Source organism: Streptomyces abyssalis (assembly GCF_001751365.1).
In the GTDB taxonomy this organism is placed as follows: Bacteria; Actinomycetota; Actinomycetes; order Streptomycetales; family Streptomycetaceae; genus Streptomyces; species Streptomyces abyssalis.
In genome coordinates this window covers 339,889-363,145 of sequence record NZ_LJGT01000040.1, presented here as the reverse complement: position 1 = coordinate 363,145, position 23,257 = coordinate 339,889, and the positions used below count along the sequence as shown (strand labels likewise).

Annotated in this window: 20 protein-coding genes and 1 tRNA gene; 6 read left to right on the top strand and 15 right to left on the bottom strand. The window is 72.1% G+C overall.

Translation table 11 applies throughout. The features are described 5' to 3' along the window. Window positions 1-16: 16 nt before the first annotated feature. From AN215_RS30770 to AN215_RS16495, 4 genes are all read right to left on the bottom strand, one after another. Window positions 17-1,030 (bottom strand): PP2C family protein-serine/threonine phosphatase, encoded by a 1,014-nt coding sequence (locus tag AN215_RS30770; RefSeq protein WP_338057929.1) that lies wholly within the window; start codon window positions 1,028-1,030, stop codon window positions 17-19. A gap of 811 nt (window positions 1,031-1,841) precedes the next feature. After that, a complete protein-coding gene (locus tag AN215_RS16505) occupies window positions 1,842-3,176 on the bottom strand; it encodes a hypothetical protein (RefSeq protein ID WP_079123116.1) in 1,335 nt (444 codons plus the stop codon). Between the two features lie 591 nt (window positions 3,177-3,767). Beyond that, window positions 3,768-4,502: a sulfite exporter TauE/SafE family protein gene (locus tag AN215_RS16500; protein WP_070013740.1), complete on the bottom strand. Its 735-nt coding sequence runs from the start codon at window positions 4,500-4,502 to the stop codon at window positions 3,768-3,770. 104 nt (window positions 4,503-4,606) lie between these two features. Beyond that, complete coding sequence (locus tag AN215_RS16495) at window positions 4,607-5,560, bottom strand: methyltransferase domain-containing protein (RefSeq protein WP_070013739.1); 954 nt, start codon at window positions 5,558-5,560, stop codon at window positions 4,607-4,609. Between the two features lie 71 nt (window positions 5,561-5,631). Here AN215_RS16495 and AN215_RS16490 point away from each other — a divergent pair, with 71 nt between their 5' ends. The 3 genes from AN215_RS16490 to AN215_RS16480 all read left to right on the top strand — a co-directional run bounded on the left by AN215_RS16490 (window position 5,632) and on the right by AN215_RS16480 (window position 8,259). Further along, window positions 5,632-6,360, top strand: coding sequence for an ABC transporter ATP-binding protein (locus AN215_RS16490; protein WP_070013738.1), 729 nt, complete (start codon window positions 5,632-5,634; stop codon window positions 6,358-6,360). After that, window positions 6,357-7,436, top strand: coding sequence for an ABC transporter permease (locus tag AN215_RS16485; protein ID WP_070013737.1), 1,080 nt, complete (start codon window positions 6,357-6,359; stop codon window positions 7,434-7,436). The genes AN215_RS16490 and AN215_RS16485 overlap by 4 nt, the downstream gene beginning before the upstream one ends. Before the next feature lie 409 nt (window positions 7,437-7,845). Next, window positions 7,846-8,259 (top strand): globin, encoded by a 414-nt coding sequence (locus AN215_RS16480; protein WP_070013736.1) that lies wholly within the window; start codon window positions 7,846-7,848, stop codon window positions 8,257-8,259. A gap of 109 nt (window positions 8,260-8,368) precedes the next feature. Here the strand turns inward: AN215_RS16480 and AN215_RS16475 are convergent, their stop codons facing one another. The 7 genes from AN215_RS16475 to AN215_RS16445 form a co-directional block, all read right to left on the bottom strand. Further along, window positions 8,369-9,037: a DUF8010 domain-containing protein gene (locus AN215_RS16475; RefSeq protein WP_070013735.1), complete on the bottom strand. Its 669-nt coding sequence runs from the start codon at window positions 9,035-9,037 to the stop codon at window positions 8,369-8,371. Beyond that, window positions 9,006-9,452 carry an acyl-CoA thioesterase gene (locus tag AN215_RS16470; protein ID WP_338057928.1) on the bottom strand — a complete coding sequence of 149 codons (447 nt, stop codon included), beginning with the start codon at window positions 9,450-9,452 and terminating at the stop codon, window positions 9,006-9,008. The genes AN215_RS16475 and AN215_RS16470 overlap by 32 nt, the downstream gene beginning before the upstream one ends. A gap of 19 nt (window positions 9,453-9,471) precedes the next feature. After that, the gene (gene ettA, locus AN215_RS16465) at window positions 9,472-11,136 is read right to left on the bottom strand and encodes an energy-dependent translational throttle protein EttA (protein WP_070013733.1); all 1,665 of its coding nucleotides are present in this window, start codon (window positions 11,134-11,136) and stop codon (window positions 9,472-9,474) included. A gap of 173 nt (window positions 11,137-11,309) precedes the next feature. Further along, window positions 11,310-12,815 (bottom strand): thioester domain-containing protein, encoded by a 1,506-nt coding sequence (locus tag AN215_RS16460; protein ID WP_245694530.1) that lies wholly within the window; start codon window positions 12,813-12,815, stop codon window positions 11,310-11,312. A gap of 212 nt (window positions 12,816-13,027) precedes the next feature. Continuing rightward, complete coding sequence (locus AN215_RS16455; protein WP_070013732.1) at window positions 13,028-13,537, bottom strand: single-stranded DNA-binding protein; 510 nt, start codon at window positions 13,535-13,537, stop codon at window positions 13,028-13,030. Window positions 13,538-13,692: 155 nt separating this feature from the next. After that, a complete protein-coding gene (locus tag AN215_RS16450) occupies window positions 13,693-16,044 on the bottom strand; it encodes a GTPase (RefSeq protein ID WP_245694528.1) in 2,352 nt (783 codons plus the stop codon). Window positions 16,045-16,049: 5 nt separating this feature from the next. Next, window positions 16,050-17,819 carry a dynamin family protein gene (locus AN215_RS16445; RefSeq protein ID WP_070013731.1) on the bottom strand — a complete coding sequence of 590 codons (1,770 nt, stop codon included), beginning with the start codon at window positions 17,817-17,819 and terminating at the stop codon, window positions 16,050-16,052. A 340-nt stretch (window positions 17,820-18,159) separates the two neighbouring features. On the opposite strand from AN215_RS16445, the gene AN215_RS16440 reads away from it, so the two are divergent. Next, window positions 18,160-18,232: transfer RNA gene (locus AN215_RS16440), tRNA-Arg, on the top strand. A gap of 207 nt (window positions 18,233-18,439) precedes the next feature. On the opposite strand, the gene AN215_RS16435 is transcribed toward AN215_RS16440, so the two are convergent. Then, the gene (locus AN215_RS16435) at window positions 18,440-18,997 is read right to left on the bottom strand and encodes a hypothetical protein (protein ID WP_139140752.1); all 558 of its coding nucleotides are present in this window, start codon (window positions 18,995-18,997) and stop codon (window positions 18,440-18,442) included. 297 nt (window positions 18,998-19,294) lie between these two features. On the opposite strand from AN215_RS16435, the gene AN215_RS16430 reads away from it, so the two are divergent. Both AN215_RS16430 and AN215_RS16425 read left to right on the top strand, forming a co-directional pair. Beyond that, on the top strand, window positions 19,295-19,873 hold the full coding sequence (locus tag AN215_RS16430; RefSeq protein ID WP_070013729.1) for a hypothetical protein: 579 nt from the start codon (window positions 19,295-19,297) through the stop codon (window positions 19,871-19,873). Window positions 19,874-19,877: 4 nt separating this feature from the next. After that, window positions 19,878-20,876 (top strand): SRPBCC family protein, encoded by a 999-nt coding sequence (locus AN215_RS16425; RefSeq protein WP_070013728.1) that lies wholly within the window; start codon window positions 19,878-19,880, stop codon window positions 20,874-20,876. Between the two features lie 252 nt (window positions 20,877-21,128). Here AN215_RS16425 and AN215_RS16420 read toward each other — a convergent pair whose 3' ends face one another. The 3 genes from AN215_RS16420 to AN215_RS16410 form a co-directional block, all read right to left on the bottom strand. Beyond that, complete coding sequence (locus AN215_RS16420) at window positions 21,129-21,803, bottom strand: hypothetical protein (protein ID WP_079123242.1); 675 nt, start codon at window positions 21,801-21,803, stop codon at window positions 21,129-21,131. Between the two features lie 61 nt (window positions 21,804-21,864). Then, entirely contained in the window at window positions 21,865-22,521 is a 657-nt protein-coding gene (locus AN215_RS30085; RefSeq protein WP_070013726.1) for a DUF6114 domain-containing protein, read from the bottom strand. Further along, window positions 22,512-23,132: a DUF6230 family protein gene (locus tag AN215_RS16410; protein WP_070013725.1), complete on the bottom strand. Its 621-nt coding sequence runs from the start codon at window positions 23,130-23,132 to the stop codon at window positions 22,512-22,514. Before AN215_RS16410 ends, AN215_RS30085 begins: the two co-directional genes overlap by 10 nt. Between the last annotated feature and the right edge of the window lie 125 nt (window positions 23,133-23,257).

Here is a 23,257-nt window from a genome sequence, read left to right as displayed (position 1 = left end):
TCCGTCCGTACGGAACTCAGACCGCCGGTCCCGCTTCCGCTCCGGCTCCTGCTCCTTCACCCGGCGCCGGGAACGGAATGACGGCGACCGTGGCGTTGTCGTGTCCGCCGCCGTCGAGCGCGAAGCCGACGAGACGCTGCGCCGCCTGCAGCGGCCGGTGCCGTCCGTCGGCCGGCATGGCCGCGGCCATCTGCTCGGCGGACTCCGCGTAGTTCCAGAGCCCGTCCGTGCACACGATCACGACGCCCGTTCCTTCCGGCTTGTACGAGGCGGTGTGCGGCTCGATCTCGTACGCGTCCGCGCCGAGCCACCCCGTGATGGCGTGTGCGCGGGCGTCCGCGTACGCCTCGTCCTCGGTCATCAGACCTGCCGCGACCATCTGCGCCGCCCACGAGTCGTCCTCGGTCAACCGGGCGGGCGGCGCGCCTTGTTCGTCGGGCACCCAGTAGGCGCGGCTGTCCCCGATCCAGCCGACGGTCAGGATGCCCTCCGAGGTGATCGCACCGACGATGGTGCAGGCCGGGGCGTTCTTCGAGGGCTCGTTGGGGCCTTCGGCGGCGAGGGCCGTCACGGCGTCGGACGCGGCGATGAGCGCGTCGTGCATCGCCTGCTGCGCGGGTGTGCCCTGCGGCAGCGAGCCGCACACCGCCGCGCCCGCGGCGCGGGCCGCGGCGGCGGACGCGTCGTCGGGCCGGGTGGCCGACGAGACGCCGTCGCAGACGACGGCGATGGTCGCCGGGGCGCCCGAGGGCGTCACCGCCTCGTGGAGCGCGAAGAAGTCCTCGTTGCGGTGATGGCGCAGCCCGCGGTCGCTGGCGGCCGCCACCGAGGCCAACGCGCTCTCCATGTGGTCGCGTTCACGCGGCTGCTTGTGTCCGCAGTGGTCGCAGTAACCGTCTCCGTCCACGGCTCCGGTGCCGCAGGCGACACAGCGCGACCCGTGCGGCGGCAGGCCCTCCGGCGGCGAATCGTCCAGAGTGACGCGGGGATCGGCGGCACGGGGGTCCGGGCCCGGCGGGGCCTCCGGCACGGGCGGGGCTTCCGGGACCGGCGGCGTCTCCGGCACCGGGGGCGGCGCGGACGGGTACGCGGACTGCGGCAGTGGCGGCGGCGGACCGGGCGGGGGCACCGGCGGACCGGAAGGTCCCGAAGAGCCGGAAGCTCCGGAAGCCCCGGAAGGCGGCGGCCCCGGGGGAACGCCCGGAGCCCCGGGCGGCGGCTGCTCGTGCGGCCACGCCGGTGCAGGCTCAGGCGACGCCGGCGCAGGCGGCGGAGGTACGGGCGGCGGCGGAGGTACGGGCGGCGGCGGACCGGGAGGCGGACCCGGAGGCCCGGACGGGGCCCCCGGGGCAGGCACCCCCGCGGCGGGGCCCTCTGCCGGTGCGAGCGTGAAGTCCGGCTCGCCCGTGGGCGTTCCCTGTGCGGGCGGTGGCGGTACGGCCGTTCCCGGTGCGGGCTGTGCGGCTCCCGGCGCCGCCCCGCTGCCCGGCGCGGCCGGCCAGACGTCACCCTGGGCGGCGCCCGGCCCGGCACCCGTTCCGGCGCCCTGCCCGGCCGCCGGGTAGCGCACGGCAGCCGTCAGATCGGCGCCGCAGACGCCGCAGAAACGGTCCCCCGCCGCCGGCGGCTCGGCGCAGCTCGGACACGCAGACAGTCGATCAAGCATGGTCACACCCACGTCCTGGGCCGAACGGGCAGGCCCGTTCCGCCGGTTCGATCCTCTCGGTGCCGGACCGCACGAGCGGGACGAGACCCGCCTCGTGTCCGCGGCACACGTGCCGGGGCCGGGACGGCGTACCGCTTCCCGGGTTTCCCTTCCGCGTCCCCGTCCCGTACTCCGGTCACGAGTCCGCCACTCCCTCGGCCCGCGCGGGCCCGCTGCTGCCGCCAGCCTGCCGCGCCGTGAGGACGTCCTGCGCCGCGTGCTGATAGCGCAGCACGGCGTCCTCCGCCGCCCGCAGGTCGCAGGGCGCACTCCACAGCATGCGCCGCGCCGCGTCGTAACGCTCGATCAGCATCCGGTCCTCCCCCATGCCCTGCTGTGCGACCTTCGCCTTGTACGCGTCCAGACGCCCGCGAAGTTCTGCCCGCACAGCCAACGGCGCGGTCACGGCGGCGAGTTGGGCGCGCGCCCGGTCCAGTTCGTCCTCGGCGCGCTGCTCCAGGCTCTCCAGCAGGGGCGAGAGCCGGTGCCACTGGGAGCGGCGCCGGTACTCGGCGGCGGCCGACAGCTCCTCGTGCAGCGCCGTCGCGGGCCCGCTCACCGCGGGGACCTCGGAAGCCGCGATCTTGGCCAGCACCTCACCGCGTGCCTCCCGGGCCTCCGCGAGCGTACGGTCCGCCCGTGACAGCACGTCGCGCAGCTGCATCAGCCGCTGTTCCGAGTCCTGACGGACGCCCAGCACCGCGTCGATCTCGCGCCGGATGTCCTCAAGTTCGCGCGCCGCACGGTCGTAGCGTGACGTGTCGGGCCTGCCGCCGCCGGGCGCGCTGCTGCCGCCCGCGGACGTCCAGAAGGCGAGGGGGTCGGAGACCACCTCGGCGCGCAGGGCGGTGAGTTCCTCGGTCGTACGGTCCAGGTCGTCGGCGGAGGGATGTTCCCCGGGGCGTACGCCCACGGAGTGCGCGAGGGAGCGCACGCGCCGCAGTTCCGCGGCGAGCATGTCTATGCGGGCGGGCAGCGCCGACCAGACGGAGTCGGCCGCCGCGACGACGTCGAGAGCCTGCGCATACCAGTTGTTCATCCATTCGACGAGGTCGCCGAGCGTCACCTCCTCCGACAGGCGTGCGCCACCGCCTGCCCCGCCGTCTGCGGACCCCCCGTCGCCGAGAGCGCTGCCGGGGATCGTGCGTGGACCGCGCAGCAGCCGCGTCAGTTCGGCGAGGTCCTCACGGCTCGGCCAGCGCCGGCGCTCACGTACCTCCTGAGCCTTCGCGAGGGCACCGCTGTAGTGCTCGAAGACGTTCCACAGCCGCGTGATGGCCGCTTCGGCCTGCGTCCACCGGTGTGCGGTGGTGCCGGTGAGCCGCGCGCCTTCGAGGAGGCGCCGGCCGGCGTGGTCCTGGAGCGCGAGCAACGACGACTCGACCGCCTCGTGTTCGGCTGTGAGCCGTTCCAGCGCGCGGTCGGCCTCCTCCCGGCTCATCACCGGTCCGGTGGGTCCCGCGGGGCCCATCGATCACCTCGCTGCTTGTGTCGTGTCTGCTGGTCGGTTCGGGCTGGTCGGGCGGTTCACGCCGTTCAATCGGTCAGGCGGTCAGGCGGTCAGGTGGTTCAGTCGTCGGTTCCTGCGGTCGGTGAGGCTGCCGGTACGGATCCTGCCGGTGGGGACCCGGCGCGTGTGGAGGGAGCACGGGTCAGCCCCCGCCCCGTACTCGCGTACGGGCGGCGGGAGTTCCCTCCGTCGTCCGTACCCATCCTCGCCGCACGGCAGCGGTACCGGTGACGGCCGGGGCACGAGCGCGGACGCCGGAGCCCGCACCGGCCCCGTATGCGGCTGCTTCACGGCTTTCCCGTCCTCCCCCTGGTCGTTGCGGCGCCCACCCGCCTACGTTGTGCGATGTGTCTGTCGCAACGGGTTGGGGACCCACCGCCAGAGTATGACCACGGGGAACACCAACCACACCGTTTCCGCAGGGATCTTGTTCGGATCGGGACCTGCGGAGCCCGCCGAGGCGGCCGGCGCGCCGGCCGAACCCGTCACGGCTCCCGGGGAAACACGCGCCGGACGCGGCGGCGGTTCCCCGTAACAGCGCTTTCCGGCTGCTCACGCGAGCAGCCAGAGTCCCTTCGCCCCGGTGGCCACTCCGCCCGCGAGCGCGAGCCCCAGAGTGATGCGGCGCGCCCCCCTCTCGGGCGTACGGGCGGCGAGCAGGTGCCCCAGCACGATGCCCGCGCACATGGTTCCCGCGACCAGGAGCCAGGCGGGACGGGTCAGTTGGGGCATCCCCTTGGCGCAGGCGGACATGAGGTTGACCGCCAACCCGTAGAACTGCGCGTTGGGTACGAACTCCCTCGCCGTCCAGCCCGCGTTGGCGGCGTAGACGGACAGCGCCGGACCGCCCGCGCCGGCTGCGGAGTTCATGAACCCGCTGGCCGCGCCCGCGACGACGGCGCCGCCCCTGCCGCGCATGGCCCTGAGCCGGGCACCGCAGATCACGAGCAGCACCGCGGCGGTGATCAGCGTCCCGCATCCCGTCAGCAGCACCGGCTCCGGAAGGCGCAGCGCGAGCCACGCGCCGAGCGGCACCGTCAGGGCTGCGGCCGCGACCAGCGGGACCATGGTGCGCAGCCGTACGCGCCGCCAGCTGCTCGCCAGCCCCGCGATCCCGATGACGACGCCCGCGCAGTTGACGAGCGCGACGCCCTCCACGGGACCCATCAGCAGCACCAGACCGGGAGAGGCGAGCAGTCCGAACCCGATGCCGGCCAGCCGCTGCACGGACGACCCCAGCAGCACGATGCCGCCGAGCAGGGCGAGGAAGGGCCAACCGCTGAGCATCGTCCGAAAGTAGACGTACGCGCGGGCGCACAGGAGGGGTGACTCCGCGATTCCCTTCCGGAGTGCGGAAGTTCACATCCGAAGAAGACTCATTTTCTGTGGCCTCAGTCCCCGTCGAGTTCCCAGGTGTGCGGCCCGTCCGGATCGTCGAGCCAGGCCCACTGCACGCCGTCCCTGACGGTCACCCCGTAGCGCTCACGGGGTGGACGGCCTGCGCCGCGCCACAGCTCGTACACCTCGTGCGGCTCGGCCGAACCCCCGGCGAGGCCGGAGAGGAAGTGGAAGGAGTCCTGCCGCTGCGCGTGGCGCGGAACCCCGCGCGAGGCCGCCGCCTGCTGCGCCACGGCCCCCGCCGCACGCCCCCCGCGGAGCGGTACGAAGAAGGCGGGCGTCGGAAGGAACCGGCCCTCGCCGTCCCGTGGCCCGTCCACGCGCAGCGCCACCAGGCCGGTGCCCACCGGCGCGAGAACCAGCGCACCGGGCACGCACTGCGTGAGCCAGGCGGCCGGCACGGCGGACAGCGCGCACGTCGCGATGACGCGGTCATAGGGCGCGTACGCCGGGACGCCCAGCGCACCGTCCCCCGTCACCACCCTCGGCCGGTACCCCGCGGCGGCCAGGTGCTCGCGGGCGGCGTCGGTGATGCCGGGGTCGAGGTCGACGCTGGTCACCCGCGTCCCGCCCAGGCGGTGCGCGAGCAGGGCGGCGTTGTAGCCGGAGCCGGTGCCGATCTCCAGCACGCGCATGCCGTCCCGTACGTCCAGGGCCTCCAGCATCCGCGCCATGAGGGAGGGCTGGCTGCTGGAGGAGATCAGTTCGCCGTCGCGCACTCGCGTGGCCAGCGGTACGTCCTCGTACACCCCGTCGAGCCAGCGGCGCCGGCGCTCAGGGTCGGGATCCTCCCGCCACAGCCGCTCCTGACCGCCGCCGGAAGCGGGGACGTAGTAGTACGGCACGAAGAGTTCACGCGGTACCTCGGCGAAGGCGGCCTGCCACGCGGGATCGGTGAGCGAACCGGCGGCGACGATCTGCCGCACAAGATCCGAAACAGCTGGCATGCCTCCACTGTGCTGCCAGGTGGCGCCGCCCGCGAGGCCTGAAGGTGACCTTCCGCCGATAGCCTCCCGCCATGACCGACAAAGCGATCACAGCCGAGGGGCTGCGCAAGCGCTACGGGGAGACCCAGGCCGTCGACGGCGTCTCCCTGGAGGTGGAGCGGGGCGAGTTCTTCGGCATCCTCGGTCCCAACGGGGCGGGCAAGACCACCACGCTGGAGATCATCGAAGGGCTCAGGGAGCCGGACACGGGCACCGCCCGTCTGCTGGGTGAGGCGTCCTGGCCGCGGAATCCGGCCCTGCTGCACCGGATAGGCGTGCAGCTGCAGGCGTCGGCGTTCTTCGAGCGGCTCAGCGCCCGCGAACAGATACACACCTTCGCGTCCCTGTACGGCGTCCCCGGTGCACGCGCGGACCAGATGCTCGAGACCGTCGGTCTGACCGACAAGCGCGGCACACGCGAGAACAAGCTCTCGGGCGGTCAGGCGCAGCGGCTCTCGATAGCCTGCGCGCTCGTGCACGACCCCGAGCTGGTCTTCCTGGACGAGCCCACGACGGGTCTTGACCCTCAGGCCAGGCGGAACCTGTGGGATCTGCTCCGCACGATCAACTCCGAGGGCCGCACCGTCGTACTGACGACGCACTACATGGACGAGGCGGAGACGCTCTGCGACCGCGTGGCCGTCATGGACCACGGACGGATACTGCGCGTCGGCGCCCCGGCGCAGCTGGTCGAGGAGCTGGGGGTGCGGTCGCTGGAGGACGTCTTCCTCCAGCTCACGGGGAGGGAATACCGCGAATGAAGAGCTTCGTCAGCCTGTCCAGGGCCATGGCGCTCGGGCTCCTGCGGGACCGGGCCGCCGTCTTCTTCATGCTGGTCTTCCCCCTGATGTTCCTCGCGCTCTTCGGCGCCCTCTTCGCCAACGACTCCACGGCACAGGCGAAGATCGTCCAGGTCGGCGACGTCAGGATTCTCGACGACATCCCCGACGCGGAACGCGCGCAGCTGCGCGACGTGCTGAGCATCGAGAAGACGGACGGCTCGGCCGCCGCGAAGGCCGCAGCGCTGAAGAAGGTGCGGGAGGGCGATACCGACGCCGCCGTCTTCCAGGACGGCGAGGGCGAGATCGCTCTGCGCTACTCCGCCGCCGACTCGGTCCGCTCGGGCAACGTGCGCGGCCTCGTCGACTCCGTGGTCCAGCAGGCCAATCAGAAGGCGACGGGAGAGCCTCCCGCCTACCGGCTGACCGCGGAACGCGTCGAGGACAGGTCGGTCAAGCCCATACAGTTCCTCACTCCGGGGCTGCTGAGCTGGGCCGTCGCCATGGGCGGGGTCTTCGGCTCGGCGTTCAACCTCGTTAGCTGGCGGAAGAAGCGGATCCTGCGGCGGCTGTGGCTGGCCCCGGTGGGCCCGGGTTCGGTGATCGGCGCGCGCGTCGGCGTGAACCTGGCACTCGCGTTCGCGCAGACCGCCATCTTCATCGGCCTGGCCACCCTCCCCTACTACGGGCTGCAGCTGTCGGGGAACTGGTGGCTCTGCCTCCCGCTGGTCGCCTGCGGCACGCTGGCCTTCATGTCGATCGGGCTGCTCATAGGCTCGTGGGCGAAGACGGAGGAGGCGGCGAACGGGCTCGCGCAGATCATCGTCCTGCCCATGGCGTTCCTGTCCGGGTCGTTCTTCCCTCTGGAGATCGCACCGCCCTGGGTGCGTACCGTCTCCGACTACCTGCCTCTCACCCACCTCGCGGAGGCGATGCAGGCCGTACTGAGCAGGGGCGAGAGCTGGGGCGCGGCGCTGCCGGTGATGGGCGGGCTGCTGGGCTTCGCAGCGGTGGTCACGCTGATCGCCTCCCGGCTCTTCCGCTGGGACGACGCGTAGTCCGGCTCCGCCGGGGGTGCGCGGCCCGGGCAGCGCGCCCCCGGCTCCGGTCCGGGCCGGGCCGGGCCCGGCCGGCGAGGTCCTCGCTCCCGGCCTGAGCACCCGCGCCGCCCTGCTGCCGGGGCCGGACGCAGGCCCTCCGGCCCGGGCGCCGGAGACCGGGGATGTGAGCGATGGCCGGTCCGTGTCGCGGCGGCCCGCGCTCGCCCGGACAGCGCCGACCGCCGGTCGTCCCGTTCACCGGCCGGGACGGCACCCGGACCGCCCGCCGCGTGGGGCTCGCCGCGTGGGACTGGTCCCACCGGGGCCTGCGGACGCGGCGGTCTCCCGGCATGCGGCGTGCCACCGGAGCGTGCCTCCCCCGGTCGCTCGTACGACGCCTGATGACGTCGCGGACGCATCTGCGACCATGGGAGGCGTGATGGAGATTCCGCGCGGCAGCTTGCAGACGCAGACCTTCTACGAGCAGGTCGGGGGCGAGGAGACCTTCCGGCGCCTGGTGCACCGCTTCTACCAGGGTGTCGCCGAAGATCCAGTGCTGCGCCCCATGTACCCGGAGGAGGATCTCGGCCCCGCCGAGGAAAGGCTGACGCTCTTCCTCATCCAGTACTGGGGCGGCCCCCGCACCTACAGCGACCAACGCGGGCACCCCCGACTGCGCATGCGTCACGTGCCGTTCAAGGTCGACCGTGCCGCGCACGACGCCTGGCTGAAGCACATGCGGGACGCCGTCGACAGCCTCGGCCTCGCGCCCGAGCACGAACGGCAGCTGTGGCACTACCTCGTGTACGCGGCCGGTTCCATGGTCAACTCACCGGACTGAGCGCCCGGTTCACCGAGCACGTGAACAACCGCCGCCTGCGGCACCGCCGAGAGCTGCAGAGGCGCAGAGCCGGAGACGCAGAGCCGGAGAACCGTGCGGACCGCCGGGATCACACCGGGGTGACGCTCAGCCCCGGCCCCTTCTCGGAGCCGCTCCGAACCACCACCGAACCGGCCTGCGTGCGAAGCCGCAACCAGGAACCGGACCGGAGCAGCTTCAGCGGGGCCTCACCCACGAGGAATCCCAAGGCATGTGCGGCGTGCGCCGCGCGCAGCGGCAGCTGCGTCCTGCCCAGCGGCCGGGACCAGATCTCCTCGGCGAGCGCGTCCAGCTTCTCGCGGCTGCGCTCCTGCCGGCCCAGCTGCTCGGCGCGCTGGCGGAATTCACCGATGGCCGCGGCTGCGACCGTCCGCACGGCGTCCGCGGGGACCTCGCCGAACGCCTCCCAGCCGCCGCGCGGGGGCAGCATGCCGGCCCACGGCGGACCCGTCACGGCGCCGGGCACCGTGAAGGCTTCGGCCGACTCGTCGATGCCTTCGAGGAGTTCGCCGGCCGAGACGGTGACGTCGACCTCGGCGGGCTCCAGCAGCCGTGCCGTCCGTACGGCCAGGACGTCGAAGCGCGCGGGCTTGGCGAATACGCCCACGGCACCGGTGCCGGCGCCCGCCTGGATGCGGACGGCGGCGGCCTTCTCCCAGCGCAGCAGCCGACGCAAAAAGGCGTCGAGCCCCGCGGCCTCTCCCGGGTCAGCGAATACGAGGCGCTGCCGCGCTGTCATCGAAGTAGTCCTCCAGGAACGCCCGTTCGCCGGGGGTGAGCCGCCGCGGGTGCTCCTTCTCCAGGTCGTAGGGGACGATGACGGTCTCCGCCCGTACGTAGACCGTCGCCGCGTCCTTGATCTCGTACGCGAGCGTGGCCGACGCCGCGTTGAGCTTCGTCACCCAGATGTCGACCGTGACCGGCTCGTACCGGTGGAAGAGCGGCCGCAGGTAGTCGATCTCGTGCCGTGCCACCACGCAGCCGGCCTTGAACGGCGCCGGGTCCGTGGGGGACGCGTCCGCGGCCTCCCCCGCCAGCCGGAACATGAAGTCGATCCGCGCCTCCTCCAGATAACGGAGGTGGACGACGTTGTTGACGTGCCCGTAGGCGTCCATGTCCGACCAGCGCAGGGGGCACCGGTATGTATGACGCACGTGAACCGATCAGCCTGCCTCAGCCGCGGGTGAGCTTCTTGTACGTGGCGCGGTGCGGGCGCGCGGCGTCCGGGCCCAGCCGCTCGATCTTGTTCTTCTCGTACGCCTCGAAGTTCCCCTCGAACCAGAACCACTTGGACTCGCCCTCGTAGGCGAGGATGTGCGTGGCTACGCGGTCCAGGAACCAGCGGTCGTGGGAGACGACCACGGCGCAGCCCGGGAAGTCCAGCAGCGCGTTCTCCAGCGAGGAGAGCGTCTCCACGTCGAGGTCGTTGGTCGGCTCGTCGAGCAGGAGCAGGTTGCCGCCCTGCTTGAGCGTCAGCGCCAGGTTCAGCCGGTTGCGCTCACCGCCGGAGAGGACGCCCGCCGGCTTCTGCTGGTCCGGGCCCTTGAAGCCGAACGCCGACACGTAGGCGCGGGAGGGCATTTCGACCTGGCCGACGTTGATGTAGTCCAGTTCGTCGGAGACGACGGCCCACAGCGTCTTCTTGCCGTCGATGTTCGCCCGGCTCTGGTCGACGTAGGAGATCTTGACGGAGTCACCCACCTTGATGACGCCGGAGTCCGGCTCCTCCAGGCCCTGGATCATCTTGAACAGCGTCGTCTTGCCTGCGCCGTTCGGTCCGATCACGCCGACGATGCCGTTGCGCGGAAGCGTGAAGGAGAGGTCGTCGATGAGGAGCTTCTCGCCGAAGCCCTTGCTGAGGTGCTCGACCTCCACGACGACGTTGCCCAGGCGCGGGCCCGGCGGGATCTGGATCTCCTCGAAGTCCAGCTTCCGGGTCTTCTCGGCCTCGGCGGCCATCTCCTCGTAGCGGGTCAGCCTCGCACGGGACTTGGCCTGCCGTCCCTTCGCGTTGGAACGGACCCACTCCAGCTCGTCCTTGAGCCGCTTGGCGCGCTTGGCGTCCTTCTGGCCCTCGACCTTCAGGCGGGACTGCTTCTTCTCCAGGTAGGTGGAGTAGTTGCCCTCGTAGCCGATGGCACGGCCGCGGTCCAGCTCCATGATCCAGCCGGCGACGTTGTCGAGGAAGTACCTGTCGTGGGTGATGGCGACGACTGTGCCGGGGTACTGCGCGAGGTGCTGCTCCAGCCACTGGACGGACTCGGCGTCCAGGTGGTTGGTGGGCTCGTCGAGGAGGAGCAGATCGGGCTGTTCGAGCAGCAGCTTGCACAGCGCGACGCGGCGCTTCTCACCGCCGGAGAGGTTGGTGACGGGCCATTCGCCGGGCGGGCAGCCCAGGGCGTCCATGGCCTGCTCCAGCTGCGATTCCAGGTCCCAGGCGTTCGAGTGGTCGAGCTGCTCCTGGAGCTTGCCCATCTCCTCCATGAGCTCGTCGGTGTACTCGGTCGCCATCTGCTCGGCGATGGCGTTGAACCGGTCGAGCTTGGCCTTGGTCTCCGCGACCCCGGCCTCGACGTTCTCCAGGACGGTCTTCGACTCGTCCAGTGGCGGCTCCTGGAGCAGGATGCCGACGGTGTTGCCGGGTGTGAGCTGCGCGTCTCCGTTGGAGGGGTGGTCGAGCCCGGCCATGATGCGCAGCACCGTCGACTTGCCCGCGCCGTTCGGCCCCACGACACCGATCTTCGCGCCGGGCAGGAAGCTCAGGGTGACGTCGTCGAGGATCACCTTGTCTCCGTGCGCCTTGCGCGCCTTGCGAAGGGTGTAGATGTACTCAGCCAAGAGGAACCGTCCGGCAGTCAGTAGGTTTCGGGGCGCGGCCTCGCCGCATGGGCAGACGACACCCATCTTGCCGCACACTCGCCCGGACCCCGAAACGGGGCGGACGAGGGCGCATCGACGCATGCGAACCCCCCTGCCTCCCACGGAAGGCAGGGGGAGGGCGAAGCGCCGTCTCACACTCCGTGAACGCCGGTGTCGTCCGGATTCTTCCTGCGCACCGCGAGCACGGCCATCGCGCCGAGCACCACCAGGCCGACCGCTGTGCCGGCGATCACCGGGGTGCTGCCCGTACCGGTCTCCGCCAGGTCACCGCCCTCGCCCGTCTCCGCGCCCGCCTGAGCGCCGCCCACCGTGGCCGTACGGAGCTGCGGAGCGCCTTCGGCGTCCTCGTCCGCGGCCACGGCGGGTACCGCGCTCCTGGTGGCGCAGTCCAGCACACCCGTGAAGTGCTTCCGCAGACCGCGCGGGCCCGAGAGCGGAATGCGGTACGCCTGGTCCTCCCGCACCGGCACCGTGTACGTCCTGCTGCCCGTCGCCGGCACGGTGTGCGCCTTGCCGCCGAGACGGAAGCGGAGCGGGCGGTTGCCTGCGTTGGTGACGGTGAAGCTCACACCCTCCCGGGCGCAGTTCTTCTCCGCCTTCACAGCGGGTATCGCCCCGTTACGCGCCCAGCTGAGCGTCGCCGTCGCGGAGACGGCCGACTGGCTGGAACCGGCGAGTATCTGTGCCTGACTCGCGGCGTGGCCGCCCACACCCGTGAAGGCACGCCCCACCGGGACCTTCGTGGCCGCCTGCACGGTCAGCGAGCCCTCACCGGCGCGCCGCTCCTCCTCCGGCACGTCGAAGTAGAGCCGCGCGCCGTCCCGTACCGAGGTCACCGGCTTGCCGTCGCCGCCGACGATCCGCGCACCCGGCGCCGCGGGAACGGGCGAGTGCGAGACGGTGACGCGGGGTGCCCCGGTACGCACCGTGAAGGGGCCGAGCCGGCCGCCGTCCTTCCGGGAGAGCGCCTCGGGCCCGAGGGACAGCGACGCGTCCGGCTCCGCCATGCGCCGCGCGGAGCGCTGCAGATGGTCGGCGAGCTTCTCGGCGGCGGGGTCGGCCGCGCTCACGCGGACACCGCCGCCCCGCCCGGATCCGCGGCCGTCCGTGAAGCGCCATATCGCCACCTGCGTGCCTGCCGCGGCCGTCCGCGGCGAGAGCTTCCCCGACCGCGCCGATTTCGCGAGCCCCTGCAGGTCGTCCACCTGCGGGTAGGAGTGCCGCAGTATCCAGAGGATCTTGCCGGCGTCCGGGTTGTCGTGCAGCGAGGTGCGGCCCCAGTCGGTCTCGCCGTAACGCGCGTGCTGCTGGATCGGGTTGTCCACGTCGAGGCCGTACGTCTGCAGCCTGCCGCCTCCGTCGACGGCCATCTCGAAGAGCCCGGCGCCGGTGGTCAGCTTCTCGCCGCCCTCATGGACCACGGCCTGCCCGTAGGTCTTGAGGCCTTCCAGCGTGGCCAGGGCGCCGCCCTGCCGTGACTCCTCGTCAACTCTCGCCGCGGCGGCGGCAGGTGTGGCCGTGGCGGCGACTCCCGCGGCGAGCAGAACGGTGGCGGACAGCGCGGCAACGACACGTCGCACCGCAAGTGCGGCCACGTGCCCGCCCATGACGGTCACGGCCCCGCGGACAAGCTTCATGAAATTCCCCTCCGGGCGGCACAGGCACGACAGTTGAGCGGTCACCGGGATGACCGGACGGTCGCGTCGTGCTGTCCCGCCGCCACGCGCTGAACCCCCGTCAGCCACGCCGGGGATCGTAAGGAGCGGGATGCGCCTCGATCCCCGCCGATCCAGCCCTGCAAGCGTTCCGACTCACAATCGTTATCGGCGAATCCGGCGGACCGGGACGATCAAGGCCCGGCCGACTGACCTGGAATCTTGCCCTCCGCTCCCCCGCCCGCGCCCTTCCCGGCACCGGCGCCCGCACCCGCCGGCTCCGCTCCGGGGAGAGCCTCGGCAGCGCCGTCGCCACTGCGTCCGCCCACCAGACCCCGCCGCGCGGGCGACACCCGGACGAAGGCCGAGGTGCCGCGCGAGAGATCGTGCCCGACGGCCGAAGCCGAGAGCTCCGCGGAGACGTAGTGCTGCCCGTCGCGGCCGGACTCCTGGACGCGGAACTGGCCGGTGACGATGACCGGTTCACCGACCATCACCGAAGAGGCCACGTTCTCGGCGAGCCCCCGCCGGGCCCACACCGTGTAGAAACTCGTGCCGGCGTCCGACCAGGCCCGCTCCTGCTGGTCGTAGCGCCGCACCGTGCTGGCGAGCCGGAACCGCGCCAGCGGCACCCCGGACGCCGTCGTTCTGAACTCGACCCGCGTCGCGACGTTCCCCACGACCGTCACATGCGTCTCGTTCATCGCTCCCCCTCAGGTCCGGCAGCCGCACGCTGCGTGCCGCGTGAACTCAGCTTCCACCGAATCGCGGAACACCGCGCTGAGCTGGGGATTTCTGGGGACAACCAAGTGGCTGTGGACAACTCGGCCACCCGGACGAGGGGTTCGAGCAGTGCGCGCTACGACGCCGGAGCGTCCCCCGCCGCGATCACGTACTGCTCACGCACCTCCCGGTAGCGCAGCAGCTCAGCGGCGACCGGCTCCAGTACGTGCACCTGCCCGCACCCCGAGACGAGCCGCCTCAGCCGCCGCTCCTCCCGGCGCCCGTGCTCGGCGGCGGGCCCGCGGGCGGCGAATCTGCAGCCCCACGCCAGCAGCGAACCGCCCAGGACACCCCCGATGAGGAGTGCCACTCCGACCCACTCCGCGACGAGGTTCACCCCGAGCGCCGCCCCCAGCACACACCCGGCGCCGGCCAACTGGAGGACCAGCAGCACCAGTTGCCCGGCCAGCGCGAGGTTCCACCAGAACGGGCGGCGCGGCGGTGCCGCGCGCCCGGCCACCGCTCCCCGGCTCCCCTCCGCGCGGCTCCTTCCATCCGTCTCCGCACCGGTCTCCGAGCCGTCCCGCAGCACCTCGTCCAGCGCCTCCGGCAGCCCGGCGGCCCCACGCCAGGCGGCGTCCCTCACCGACCTGCGCCACGCCTCCGGCAGCCCCGCGGCCGCCTGGTCCACCACGGTGCGCACCGCGTGCGCAACCGCCGGCCGCGCCACACGCGGGCGGTCGCCTGACGGGTCGGACTCCGCGGGCATCGCCGCGACCCCGGCGCCGTCCTCCTCGAACCCGCCGGGCCCACCGCCGTCCCCGTACGTCCCACTGGACGCGTCGACGGTGACGTCACCGGGCCCGGCGTCGGGCCCGGCGCCTGGCCGGCCTGCGCTCCCGGCCTCCGCGCCCACCGCCGCGTCCTTGCGCGAGCGCCGTTCGTCGTGCCAGTGCTGCAGCTGCGCCCACGGCGTACCGCAGGCCCGCTCCGCGTGCCGCAGCCAGGCTCGCTCGGCGGCCTGTCCCGCGGCCACGGCGCCCGCTGCGCGCGCCAGCCGGGCGGCGAAGTCCTCCCGCACGTCCTCGGTGAGTCCCGTCGGGGCGTTCTCGGCCTCCGCCGGCCCCGTCGTCGCGTACGCGGGCCGCAGCCGCTCCACCAGCACGTCCAGATCGGCGTTCAGCCGCAGCGAAGCGGCCCGCTGTTCGGCCACGAACCCGGCGAGCTCCGTGCGCAGTTCGTCGATCCCCTCCCCCACGAGCGCGGAGGTCGCCAGTACGCGCGCGCCCGGTTCCCCGTGCTCGCCCAGCGCCATCCCGTCCTCGTCCAGGAGCCGCCGCAGGTCGTTGAGCACGGCCCCCGTCGCGTCACCCGGCAGCCGGTCGGTCTGGTTGAGGACGACGAAGGTCACCTCGGCGTATCCGGCCAGCGGACGCAGGTAACGCTCGTGCAGCACCGCGTCGGCGTACTTCTCGGGGTCGACCACCCATACGACCGCGTCGACCAGCCGCAGCAGCCGTTCGACCTGCTCACGGTGGCCGTCCGCCGCCGAGTCGTGGTCGGGAAGGTCGATGAGGACGAGCCCTTCCAGCTCGCTGCGTGCCCCCTCGTCGATCCGCCCTCTCCAGTCGGACTCCGGGCGCATCAGACGCCGCGTGGACGCAGGGATGCCGAGCCGGTCGAGGAGTCCGTCGGCCGGGCCACCGCCCGGCACCTCCCACGAGCAGGCGATGGGTGTGGCGGTCGTCGGCCTGCGCATGCCCGCCTGCGAAAGCCGCGTTCCGGCGAGGGCGTTGAAGAGCGAGGACTTGCCACTTCCCGTGGCGCCGGCGATCGCCACCGTCGTGTACCGCCGGGAGAGGCGCTCACGCGCGTCGGCAGCGTCCAGCACGCGGTCGGCCTCCGCGAGCAGCGGCCTCGGGAGTCGTGTTCTCGACAGGTCGACAAGTCTGCGCAGTGCGACCACGCGGCGTCCCAGCACGTTCCCCTCGCCGAACGCCTCGTTCTCGTACGGCTCCGGGGCGTGCGCGTCGCTCATCGGCCAGCCGGTCATGGGCTGGTCCGGCAACTTCCGTCCCAGGGACGGGCCTTGGGCTCGTGTGCCCACGCCGGCGCCGGCACCCGAGCCGGTTCCGGCGTGACGTGCGGCGCCGGTCCGTAGGTCCGTCAGTTCGCCGTCCGGCACATGCGGCTGCGGGTCCGCTCCCCACAGCTCCGAGGCCCTCGACCGTCCCTGACGCTCACCGGACGCCGCCGCTCCGCGGGCGCGGCGGGCGATCAGTCCGTCGTCCCATGCGCTCTCCTCGCCGGCCTCACCGGTCTCACCGGGGTCCAGGGCGTCATCGGCGCCGGCGCTCGTGCCGGTGCCGTCGCCGAGCTCGCCTGCGCCGGACGGGCCCGGCTCACCGCCGCGATCCGTGCCGCGGGCAGCCGGAGGGGCCTGTTCCTCATCGCACGTGCCGTCGGTCCGGACATCCGCTGTGGACACTGCGGTCACCTCTCCATCTGCGACTGCGACTGCGACTGCGACTGCGACAACTTCCTTGCTCCGGGCCCCGACAGGGCCTCCGCCTCCGCCTTGCGGAGCACCGACAGCGCAGCGATCAGATCGACCTGCGGGTCCGGTGCGGTCTCCAGCGCGTCCAGCGGCGCCAGGCGCCGGTCGCGCTCCCCGTACAGCGCCCGTTCCACGTACGTCGCCAGCAGCCGGATGCCGCACTCACGCAGCCGCCGCGCGCTCGGCTCACCGAAGGCGTTGGCGAGGGCGCGGTACGCGCCCGCGGCGTGCCCCCCGCCCACAAGGGCGGCAGCCAGCATCGCGGCGGCCTCCTCGGCGTCACGTCCGAACCCGTGGTCGACGGCGCGCGCCTCCTCGTCGGTCAGCTCCTCCAGGCAACGCCGCCAGCGCCGTACCAGCAGGTTCATCCGGCCGCGTCCGTCTGCGGCGTCCCGGCCGGCCCGACTGCCCTGCCCCGCCTGCCCGGTGGCGATGTCCGCGATCTCCGCGCCGGGCGACGCGGGGTCGCGCCGCCACATCTCGGCCACGCGTTCGTCGGCGGCGGCGACCGAGGAGGCGAGCAGCGTGGTCAGCCCGGCCTCGAAGGCGTCCAGCACTTCCTCACCACGGCTGTCGACGGGGAATCCGCGCCAGAGCGCGTCGGCGTCGCCGGCGAGGAGCTCGCCGACCGCGATGTGCCGGCGCACTCGCACCCTCGCCTCCTCGTACGCCTCTTCGATGTGCCCCGTCAGCCGCAGTGCCGCGGCGTGCTGCGCCGCCGATGCGTTGGCGAGCGACGCGACCCGGGAGCGCAGCGAGGCGAGCGCCCCCGCGGCGGTTCGGCGGCCGGCCACGGCACGCGCCGCCGGGTCGAGCGCGCGCTGCGTCAGCCAGTTGCGCAGCCCGGCCACGGCGGTCGCCGGCAGGAGTCCCGATCCGCCCGCGGATTCCGGCAGTTCGGGAACGGTGAAGCGCGGGACGTCGGCAAGGCCCTCGCGGATGAGCAGCGATCCGTACTGGCGGGCCACGTCGGAGGCGATCTGGTGCGGCACGCGGTCCAGAACGGTGACGAGTGTCACGTCGTACTCCCTCGCCGTGCGCAGCAGATGCCAGGGCACGGCGTCCGCGTAACGTGCGGCGGTCGTCACCAGGACCCAGATGTCGGCGGCGCACAGCAGTTCGGCCGCCAGGTCGCGGTTGGAGGCGACCAGGGAGTCGATGTCCGGGGCGTCCAGCAGGGCGAGTCCCGGCGGGAGCGCGGTGTCGGTCTCGATGCGCAGCCGGCGCTCCCCGTGCTCCTCTTCCTGCCCGTCCCCGTCCCCGAGCAGCTCATCGGCCGCGCACCCCTGCACACCGTCGTCGGGCTCGCCCGTGTGCACGTCCTGACGCGGCATCCACACGCGGCTGAGGCGGGGCAGTACGCGCTGTCCGGCGAACCAGCGCTCGTCCTCGGGATGGCACACGAGTACGGGTGTACGCGTCGTCGGGCGCAGAACTCCGGCTTCGCTGACCCTGCGCCCCACAAGCGAGTTGACGAGTGTCGACTTGCCCGCGCCCGTGGAGCCGCCGACGACCGCGAGCAGCGGCGCCTTGGGCGCGCGCAGGCGTGGCATGAGGTAGTCGTCGAGCTGAGCGAGGAGTTCGTCCCGTGAACGCCGGGCACGTTCGGCACTCGGAAGAGGCAACGGAAACCGTGCGGCGGCGACGCCATCGCGGAGCGCCGAGAGTGCGTCGAGCAGTTCAGGCCGTACGTTCAAGATCGCCACATGCGCAGAATGCCCAAATTTCTGTGCTTTTTGAAGCGTATCCACGGCTCTGCGGGACGAAAACAATCGGTTTCGGGCGTGAATAGAGCCATTCGCACCATGTGACCCACAGGTCGAGCCCGTCCCGGCCGGCGCAGCCATAACGACTGAGCAACACCCGTACGACTCACGGCGAAAACCGCTGCACGAATCGCACCGGCCTGCGATTATCGGGAGCGCTTCACTGAACCTCCACATGGTGTCGCGGACGTGAAGCACGCAGCGCCAGCCACGGGGACCCCTATCCTTGACCGCGCCAGGGTCACCCGGAGGCACGCCCACTCCTCCGCGACCGAGACCGGCCCCCGTAGCTCAGTGGATAGAGCAGGCGCCTTCTAAGCGCTTGGCCGCAGGTTCGAGTCCTGCCGGGGGCGCATTCGAACGTCGTTCTCTACGCCCGTAGAGGACGACGTTTTCGCAGTTCACGCACGGCGGCGGAGTCCCGCGGACGGATCGGTGACAGGGCCCGGGATCTGCCGGAGTCGGGGCGTCCGGTTACCGCCGGGTGAATCCCTTCGCGGTGTCAACTCACCCCGGGCGGGCGCCGTTCGGCAGTGGGACCCCGTCCCGTCACGCTGATGTCAGCGCGGCCATCCGTTCTGCCATCCGCCGGTCCCGTCCGTGCCGTCGGTGCCGTGGACTCCGTACCTTTCGCCGAAGGCGCGGCGGCGCTCCTCGACCATGCGGCGGATCTCGGGCTCAAGGGCCTCGGAGAGCGGTAACGGGGATGACGAGGCCGCCGGCGCGGAGCTCGTGGGCGGCGGCTGCGTCCGGGCGGGCGGAGGCGTCCTGGACGGCGGGGCGGAGGTGGGTGTCGGTGAGGGGGTGGCGCTCGTCGAAGGGGCCGGGATGATCCTGTTCTCCGGAAGGCTCGCCCCCTCCTGCGGTGCCGGCGTGCCTTCGCGGTTCTGACCCTCACCGCCGTCCATGAGACCGACGGACACCGCCGCGGCCGCGAAAAGGATCACCGCCGACGGGATGACGGTCCGCCGCACCTGCTCACCGCCGGGCAGCATCCAGGTGGGCCAAGGCGTGGGCCTGCGGGGGGTGTTCGCGAGCCGGTACAGCTCCCGGCCACAGCTCACGCAGCGGTCGGACTCGGCTGATCCCATTCCGCAGCGGGGGCAGGTCGTGGGCATTGGCAAGCTCCTGTCCTTCGAGCGGTCCGGTGATCCACCGAGGCCGGCGGCGCACAGACAGACGGTATCGCCGCGACCACTCAGTGTTCCGGCGAATTCCGGACTCTTGGCACCTCCCGACAGTCCCTGCCGGGGGGGCAGGGCGCCTGGGCGGACACCGGCCTGCCGCCACCCGTGCAGCTCAGCCGGACGAGCGCCGCCGGGGCTGCCGTGCGCTCATGTAGGCATGAGGTCCTCTGTTTGTCACCGGCCCCCGGCACCGTACGTACGGCGCGGAGCAGGACGGGATGGGTACGCATGAGCGAGAGCACGAAGGCGGCTCTGGCCGCGAGCGTCGCCGCCGGCTACCTCCTGGGCAGGCGCCGCAAAGCGAAGCTCGCGATGGCGGTCGCCGCATACCTCGTGAGCAAGAGGCTGCAGGCAAAGCCGCAGGAGCTCCTCGCCGCGGGCGCGGGGAAGCTCGGTGAATCGCCTCAGCTCGCGAAGCTCGTCGAGCAGGTGCGCGGGGAGGTGCTGAGCGTCGGGCGGGAAGCCCTCAAGGCCGCCGCGGACAGGCGGCTCGGAAACTTCGCCGACGCGCTGGCCGACCGGACGAAATCGCTGACCGAGGTCCTCGACGAGGTGCAGCAGCCCGACGCGGAGCCGGGGGCGGAGGAGGGCGGGGAGGAAGCAGGCCAGGAGGAGGCGGGGCGCGGCGGTTCGCGTACGGCGGAGAAGCGCGCCCGGCCCCGCAGACCGCGTCGCGAGTCGCGGCGTGAGTCGGACGGATCGTCCGCGGCCGCGAAGAAGACGGCGAAGAAGGCGCCTCCGAAGAAGACAGCCAAGAAGAGCGCCGGCCGGAAGAAGCCGCCTGCCGAGTCGTCCCGTCGGAGGTAGAGCCATGCCGGACACGAAGGTGAAGGGCAGCAGCACGGAGGGCTCCGGAGGCTCGGGGCTCGACCGTGTGCGCGAGGAGCTCTCCAACTACCTGCTCGCGAAGGCCAACAACGTCGTCAGCTCCGCCGGGAAGAAGACCGGCGAGCTCGCGGAGAAGGCCGTGTCGGGGGCGGGTGACGGCGGTGCGCTGGCGAAGCCCGTCGCGAAGGTGCTGGGGGGAGAGTCCCCGGTGAAGGCAGCCGGGGAGCAGGCCGTGAAGGGCGTCAAGGACAAGGTCGCCGAGAAGACGAAGGAACTCTTCGGTGGAGGCGGCAAGGCGGGTGAGAAGAAGGTCACCAACATCGTCGAGACGATGGATGTGGGCCTGCCGCTCCGCCGGGTGTACGACCACTGGACGGAGTTCGAGGAGTTCAGCAGCTTCATGAAGGGCGTGGTCGAGGCGTCGCGTTCGGACGACGACGAAGTCGTCTCCGACTGGACGCTCAAGGTCGGGCCGTCCAAACGCAGTTGGCAGGCCACTGTGCTCGAGCAGGTGCCCGACAAGCGCGTCGTCTGGGAGACCAAGGGCGAGACGAAGACGCACGGCGCCGTGTCGTTCCACGAACTGGCCCCGGACCTCACGCGGGTCGTGGTCGTCGTCGAATACACCCCCGGCGGATTCCTCGAGAAGACGGGCAATCTGTGGCGTGCCCAGGGCCGCAGGCTCCGTCTCGACCTCAAGCACTTCCAGCGGTACGTGACGCTCGGCGTCCAGGAGGTCCCGGAGGGCTGGCGCGGCGAGATCCGCGAGGGCGAAGTCGTACGCAGCCACGAGGACGCGCTCGCCGACGAGGAGGACGAGGACGAGCGGTACATGGAAGAGGACGACGGGGACGCGGACGGGGACGGCGGGCGCCGCCGCGAACGCGAGGACGGCGACGAGGAGTTCGACGACGAGGGCGAGGACGAGGAAGGCGAAGAGGGAGAGGGCTACGACGAGCAGGACGAGGACGAGGCCCGGTAGCACGGGAAACGGTGCCACGGGCGGCCCCGGCAACCCCTGAGCCCAGGACGGGGCAGAGAAGCCGCCGTTCCCGCACATGCCTCTGGCCCTCCGCGCCCCGCAGGGAGGCGAAGAGGGCCGGAGGCCGGAAGGCCGTCTTTCCACGCGGCGGCTCGGCGGCGTGAACCCTGAGGTCCCTCAGCGAGTGGGGGGAGGACCGGTCCCCGGGAGGAGCCGGGGAAGGGCGTTCCGAACCGAACCGCCTGACCGTGGTCAGGAGTTGACGGCCACGTCCGCACCGGGGTCGGTGGTGTCGGTGATCTCGTAGACGGCGCTGAACTCGGAGCTCGTGGCGCTGGTCGGGCAGCCGAAGCCGCCTTCGACCTTCACGGGCACCTGGGTGGCGTCGAAAGTGAGCGTCGAGGGTGATCCGTTGGCCCAGTCGCCGGTGGCGGTGGCCGCCTCGTCGGGCGCGGCGGTCACGGTGCATTCGGCGAGGCCGCTGGTCTTCAGGACGAATCCGCCCGTGGGCATGGTGAGTCCGGCGGTGCTCGGGTCGCCGTGCTGCATGGACACCGTCCACTCGCCGCTGGTCGTCACCGACGCCTCGACGCCCGGGAGGCTGGTGGTGCAGGAGTCGTACGTCGGCGCCCCGACGGCGGACTCCACGGGGCCCGCGTCGTTGTGGTTGCCGGGCTCGGCCGGGATCTTGCCGGCGGCTTCGGAGACGGTGCAGGTCACGGTCACCGATCCGGCGGTGAAGGTGGCGTCGCCGGCGAGCTTCGCGGCGTAGTCGTGACCGGCGGGGGTGACGGTCGTCGGTCCGGCCGCCGCCGGTCCTGCGGCGGGCTGCGCGTGTGCGGAACCCGCCAGCAGGAGTGCGGCGGCGGCAGTGGCCGCGGTGACGGCGGCCCGTAAGGACGGTGAGTGCAGGGATCGCGTGCTCATCATGAGGCTCCTTCGCTGCATACATGGGGGTCGTGCAGGGGATGCGATGGCACTCGTGCGCTCAGTCCCGCCCTTGCGGCCCCTTGGTGCCGCGGGGAGAGGGGAAGGGTTCGTCGTCGACCCCGAAGGCCGCCGCGAGGGACGACTCGGAGGAGTCGGGCTTGCCGGTGGTGACGGAGCCGCGGGAGGCGTCCGGGGTACCGGTCACGTCGGCCGCGGCACCGGACGACGCGCCCGCCGTCGCGGCTGTCGCGGCCGTACGGGAGGGCTCTGGTGCCTCGGAGCGGAAGGCGGCCGGCTGTGCCGGGGGCGCCCCTTCCGATGCCGTGCCGTCTCCGTCCCCGCCACCGGGTCCGTCCGGAGGCGGTGCGGGCACCGGGCGCCACGCGAACATCAACGCGCCCCCGACGACGCCCAGAAGGGTGCCGATCATGAACCCGCCCAGGTTCGACAGCACCAGCGCCGCCGCCGCGAGCATCACCGTGATGATGCCCGCGAGCGCTCGGAACTGGGGTGTGAACCAGCCGCTGAGTCCCAGTACGACGATGATCGCCGCCAGGACGACCGACGGGATGCCGGCCGTCCCCTGATGCAGCATCACCTTCATCGGTGCCAGTGGCAGCACACCGATCTCCACACCCGCGATGACGGTGAGCAGCCCGCCCCAGAACGGCCGGCCACGGCGCCATCCGCGCCACCGGCGCCAGATCAGAAGCATTCCTTGGTGCCCTTGTTCACCTTCATGCTCAGGTTGCTGAGCCTGAACTTGCCGGCGTTGGTGGCCCACGCGGTCTGCTTGAGCTTCGTGATGTGCACGTCGTCGGCCTGCTGTCCGAACAGGTCCTGCAGGCCCTGGCCGCCCTTGGGGCCCTTGTCGAGAGTGGAGGCGTCGCGTCCGATCTCGATCTTGTTGAAGGATGCGTTGCCGGAGAGCTGTGTGGCGTCGACGAAGAGGTCGGTCGCCTGCACCGGCTTCTTGCCCGTACCGGCGGTGAGGTTCAGCGAGATGCTGCCGATCACCGGCAGGTCCGTGACGACCGACTGGCACAGGTTGTTCATCTCCGCCGTCTTGATGGCGGTGACGGCGACGGGGATCAGCTTGCCCCTCGCGTTGCGGTCCACGCTGCCGTACTGCGCGAAGCCGTCACCGTCCAGGCTGGACGCGGAGACCTTGAACTGCTGTCCCGATACGGCGAACGACGCGGCGAGCGCCCCGTTCGCCAGTGCTATCGCCAGCGCTGCGGTGGCGGCGACGCCCGGCACGCACAGTACGGCGAATCTCCGCCAACTCGTGCGTCCCGTCAGCTTTCTGCCGTGCGCATCCTTCATGGTGTGTCCCCTTGTGAAAAAGAATGGCGTGGTGACCGTTGCGTGGGGGATGTGAAGCACATGCGTGGTGCGAGGGGGGATCGCACAGAAGGAGACCCTGCTGTGCGGAAGAGTTACTGGCGAGT

What these genes read in the sequence shown, in the direction of transcription:
- AN215_RS16505 (WP_079123116.1), bottom strand. Translation starts at nt 3,176, where the DNA reads ATGGGCCCCGCGGGACCCACCGGACCGGTGATGAGCCGGGAGGAGGCC.
- AN215_RS16500 (WP_070013740.1), bottom strand. Translation starts at nt 4,502, where the DNA reads ATGCTCAGCGGTTGGCCCTTCCTCGCCCTGCTCGGCGGCATCGTGCTG.
- AN215_RS16495 (WP_070013739.1), bottom strand. Translation starts at nt 5,560, where the DNA reads ATGCCAGCTGTTTCGGATCTTGTGCGGCAGATCGTCGCCGCCGGTTCG.
- AN215_RS16490 (WP_070013738.1), top strand. Translation starts at nt 5,632, where the DNA reads ATGACCGACAAAGCGATCACAGCCGAGGGGCTGCGCAAGCGCTACGGG.
- AN215_RS16485 (WP_070013737.1), top strand. Translation starts at nt 6,357, where the DNA reads ATGAAGAGCTTCGTCAGCCTGTCCAGGGCCATGGCGCTCGGGCTCCTG.
- AN215_RS16480 (WP_070013736.1), top strand. Translation starts at nt 7,846, where the DNA reads ATGGGAGGCGTGATGGAGATTCCGCGCGGCAGCTTGCAGACGCAGACC.
- AN215_RS16475 (WP_070013735.1), bottom strand. Translation starts at nt 9,037, where the DNA reads ATGACAGCGCGGCAGCGCCTCGTATTCGCTGACCCGGGAGAGGCCGCG.
- AN215_RS16460 (WP_245694530.1), bottom strand. Translation starts at nt 12,815, where the DNA reads ATGAAGCTTGTCCGCGGGGCCGTGACCGTCATGGGCGGGCACGTGGCC.
- AN215_RS16455 (WP_070013732.1), bottom strand. Translation starts at nt 13,537, where the DNA reads ATGAACGAGACGCATGTGACGGTCGTGGGGAACGTCGCGACGCGGGTC.
- AN215_RS16435 (WP_139140752.1), bottom strand. Translation starts at nt 18,997, where the DNA reads ATGCCCACGACCTGCCCCCGCTGCGGAATGGGATCAGCCGAGTCCGAC.
- AN215_RS16430 (WP_070013729.1), top strand. Translation starts at nt 19,295, where the DNA reads ATGAGCGAGAGCACGAAGGCGGCTCTGGCCGCGAGCGTCGCCGCCGGC.
- AN215_RS16425 (WP_070013728.1), top strand. Translation starts at nt 19,878, where the DNA reads ATGCCGGACACGAAGGTGAAGGGCAGCAGCACGGAGGGCTCCGGAGGC.
- AN215_RS16420 (WP_079123242.1), bottom strand. Translation starts at nt 21,803, where the DNA reads ATGAGCACGCGATCCCTGCACTCACCGTCCTTACGGGCCGCCGTCACC.
- AN215_RS30085 (WP_070013726.1), bottom strand. Translation starts at nt 22,521, where the DNA reads ATGCTTCTGATCTGGCGCCGGTGGCGCGGATGGCGCCGTGGCCGGCCG.
- AN215_RS16410 (WP_070013725.1), bottom strand. Translation starts at nt 23,132, where the DNA reads ATGAAGGATGCGCACGGCAGAAAGCTGACGGGACGCACGAGTTGGCGG.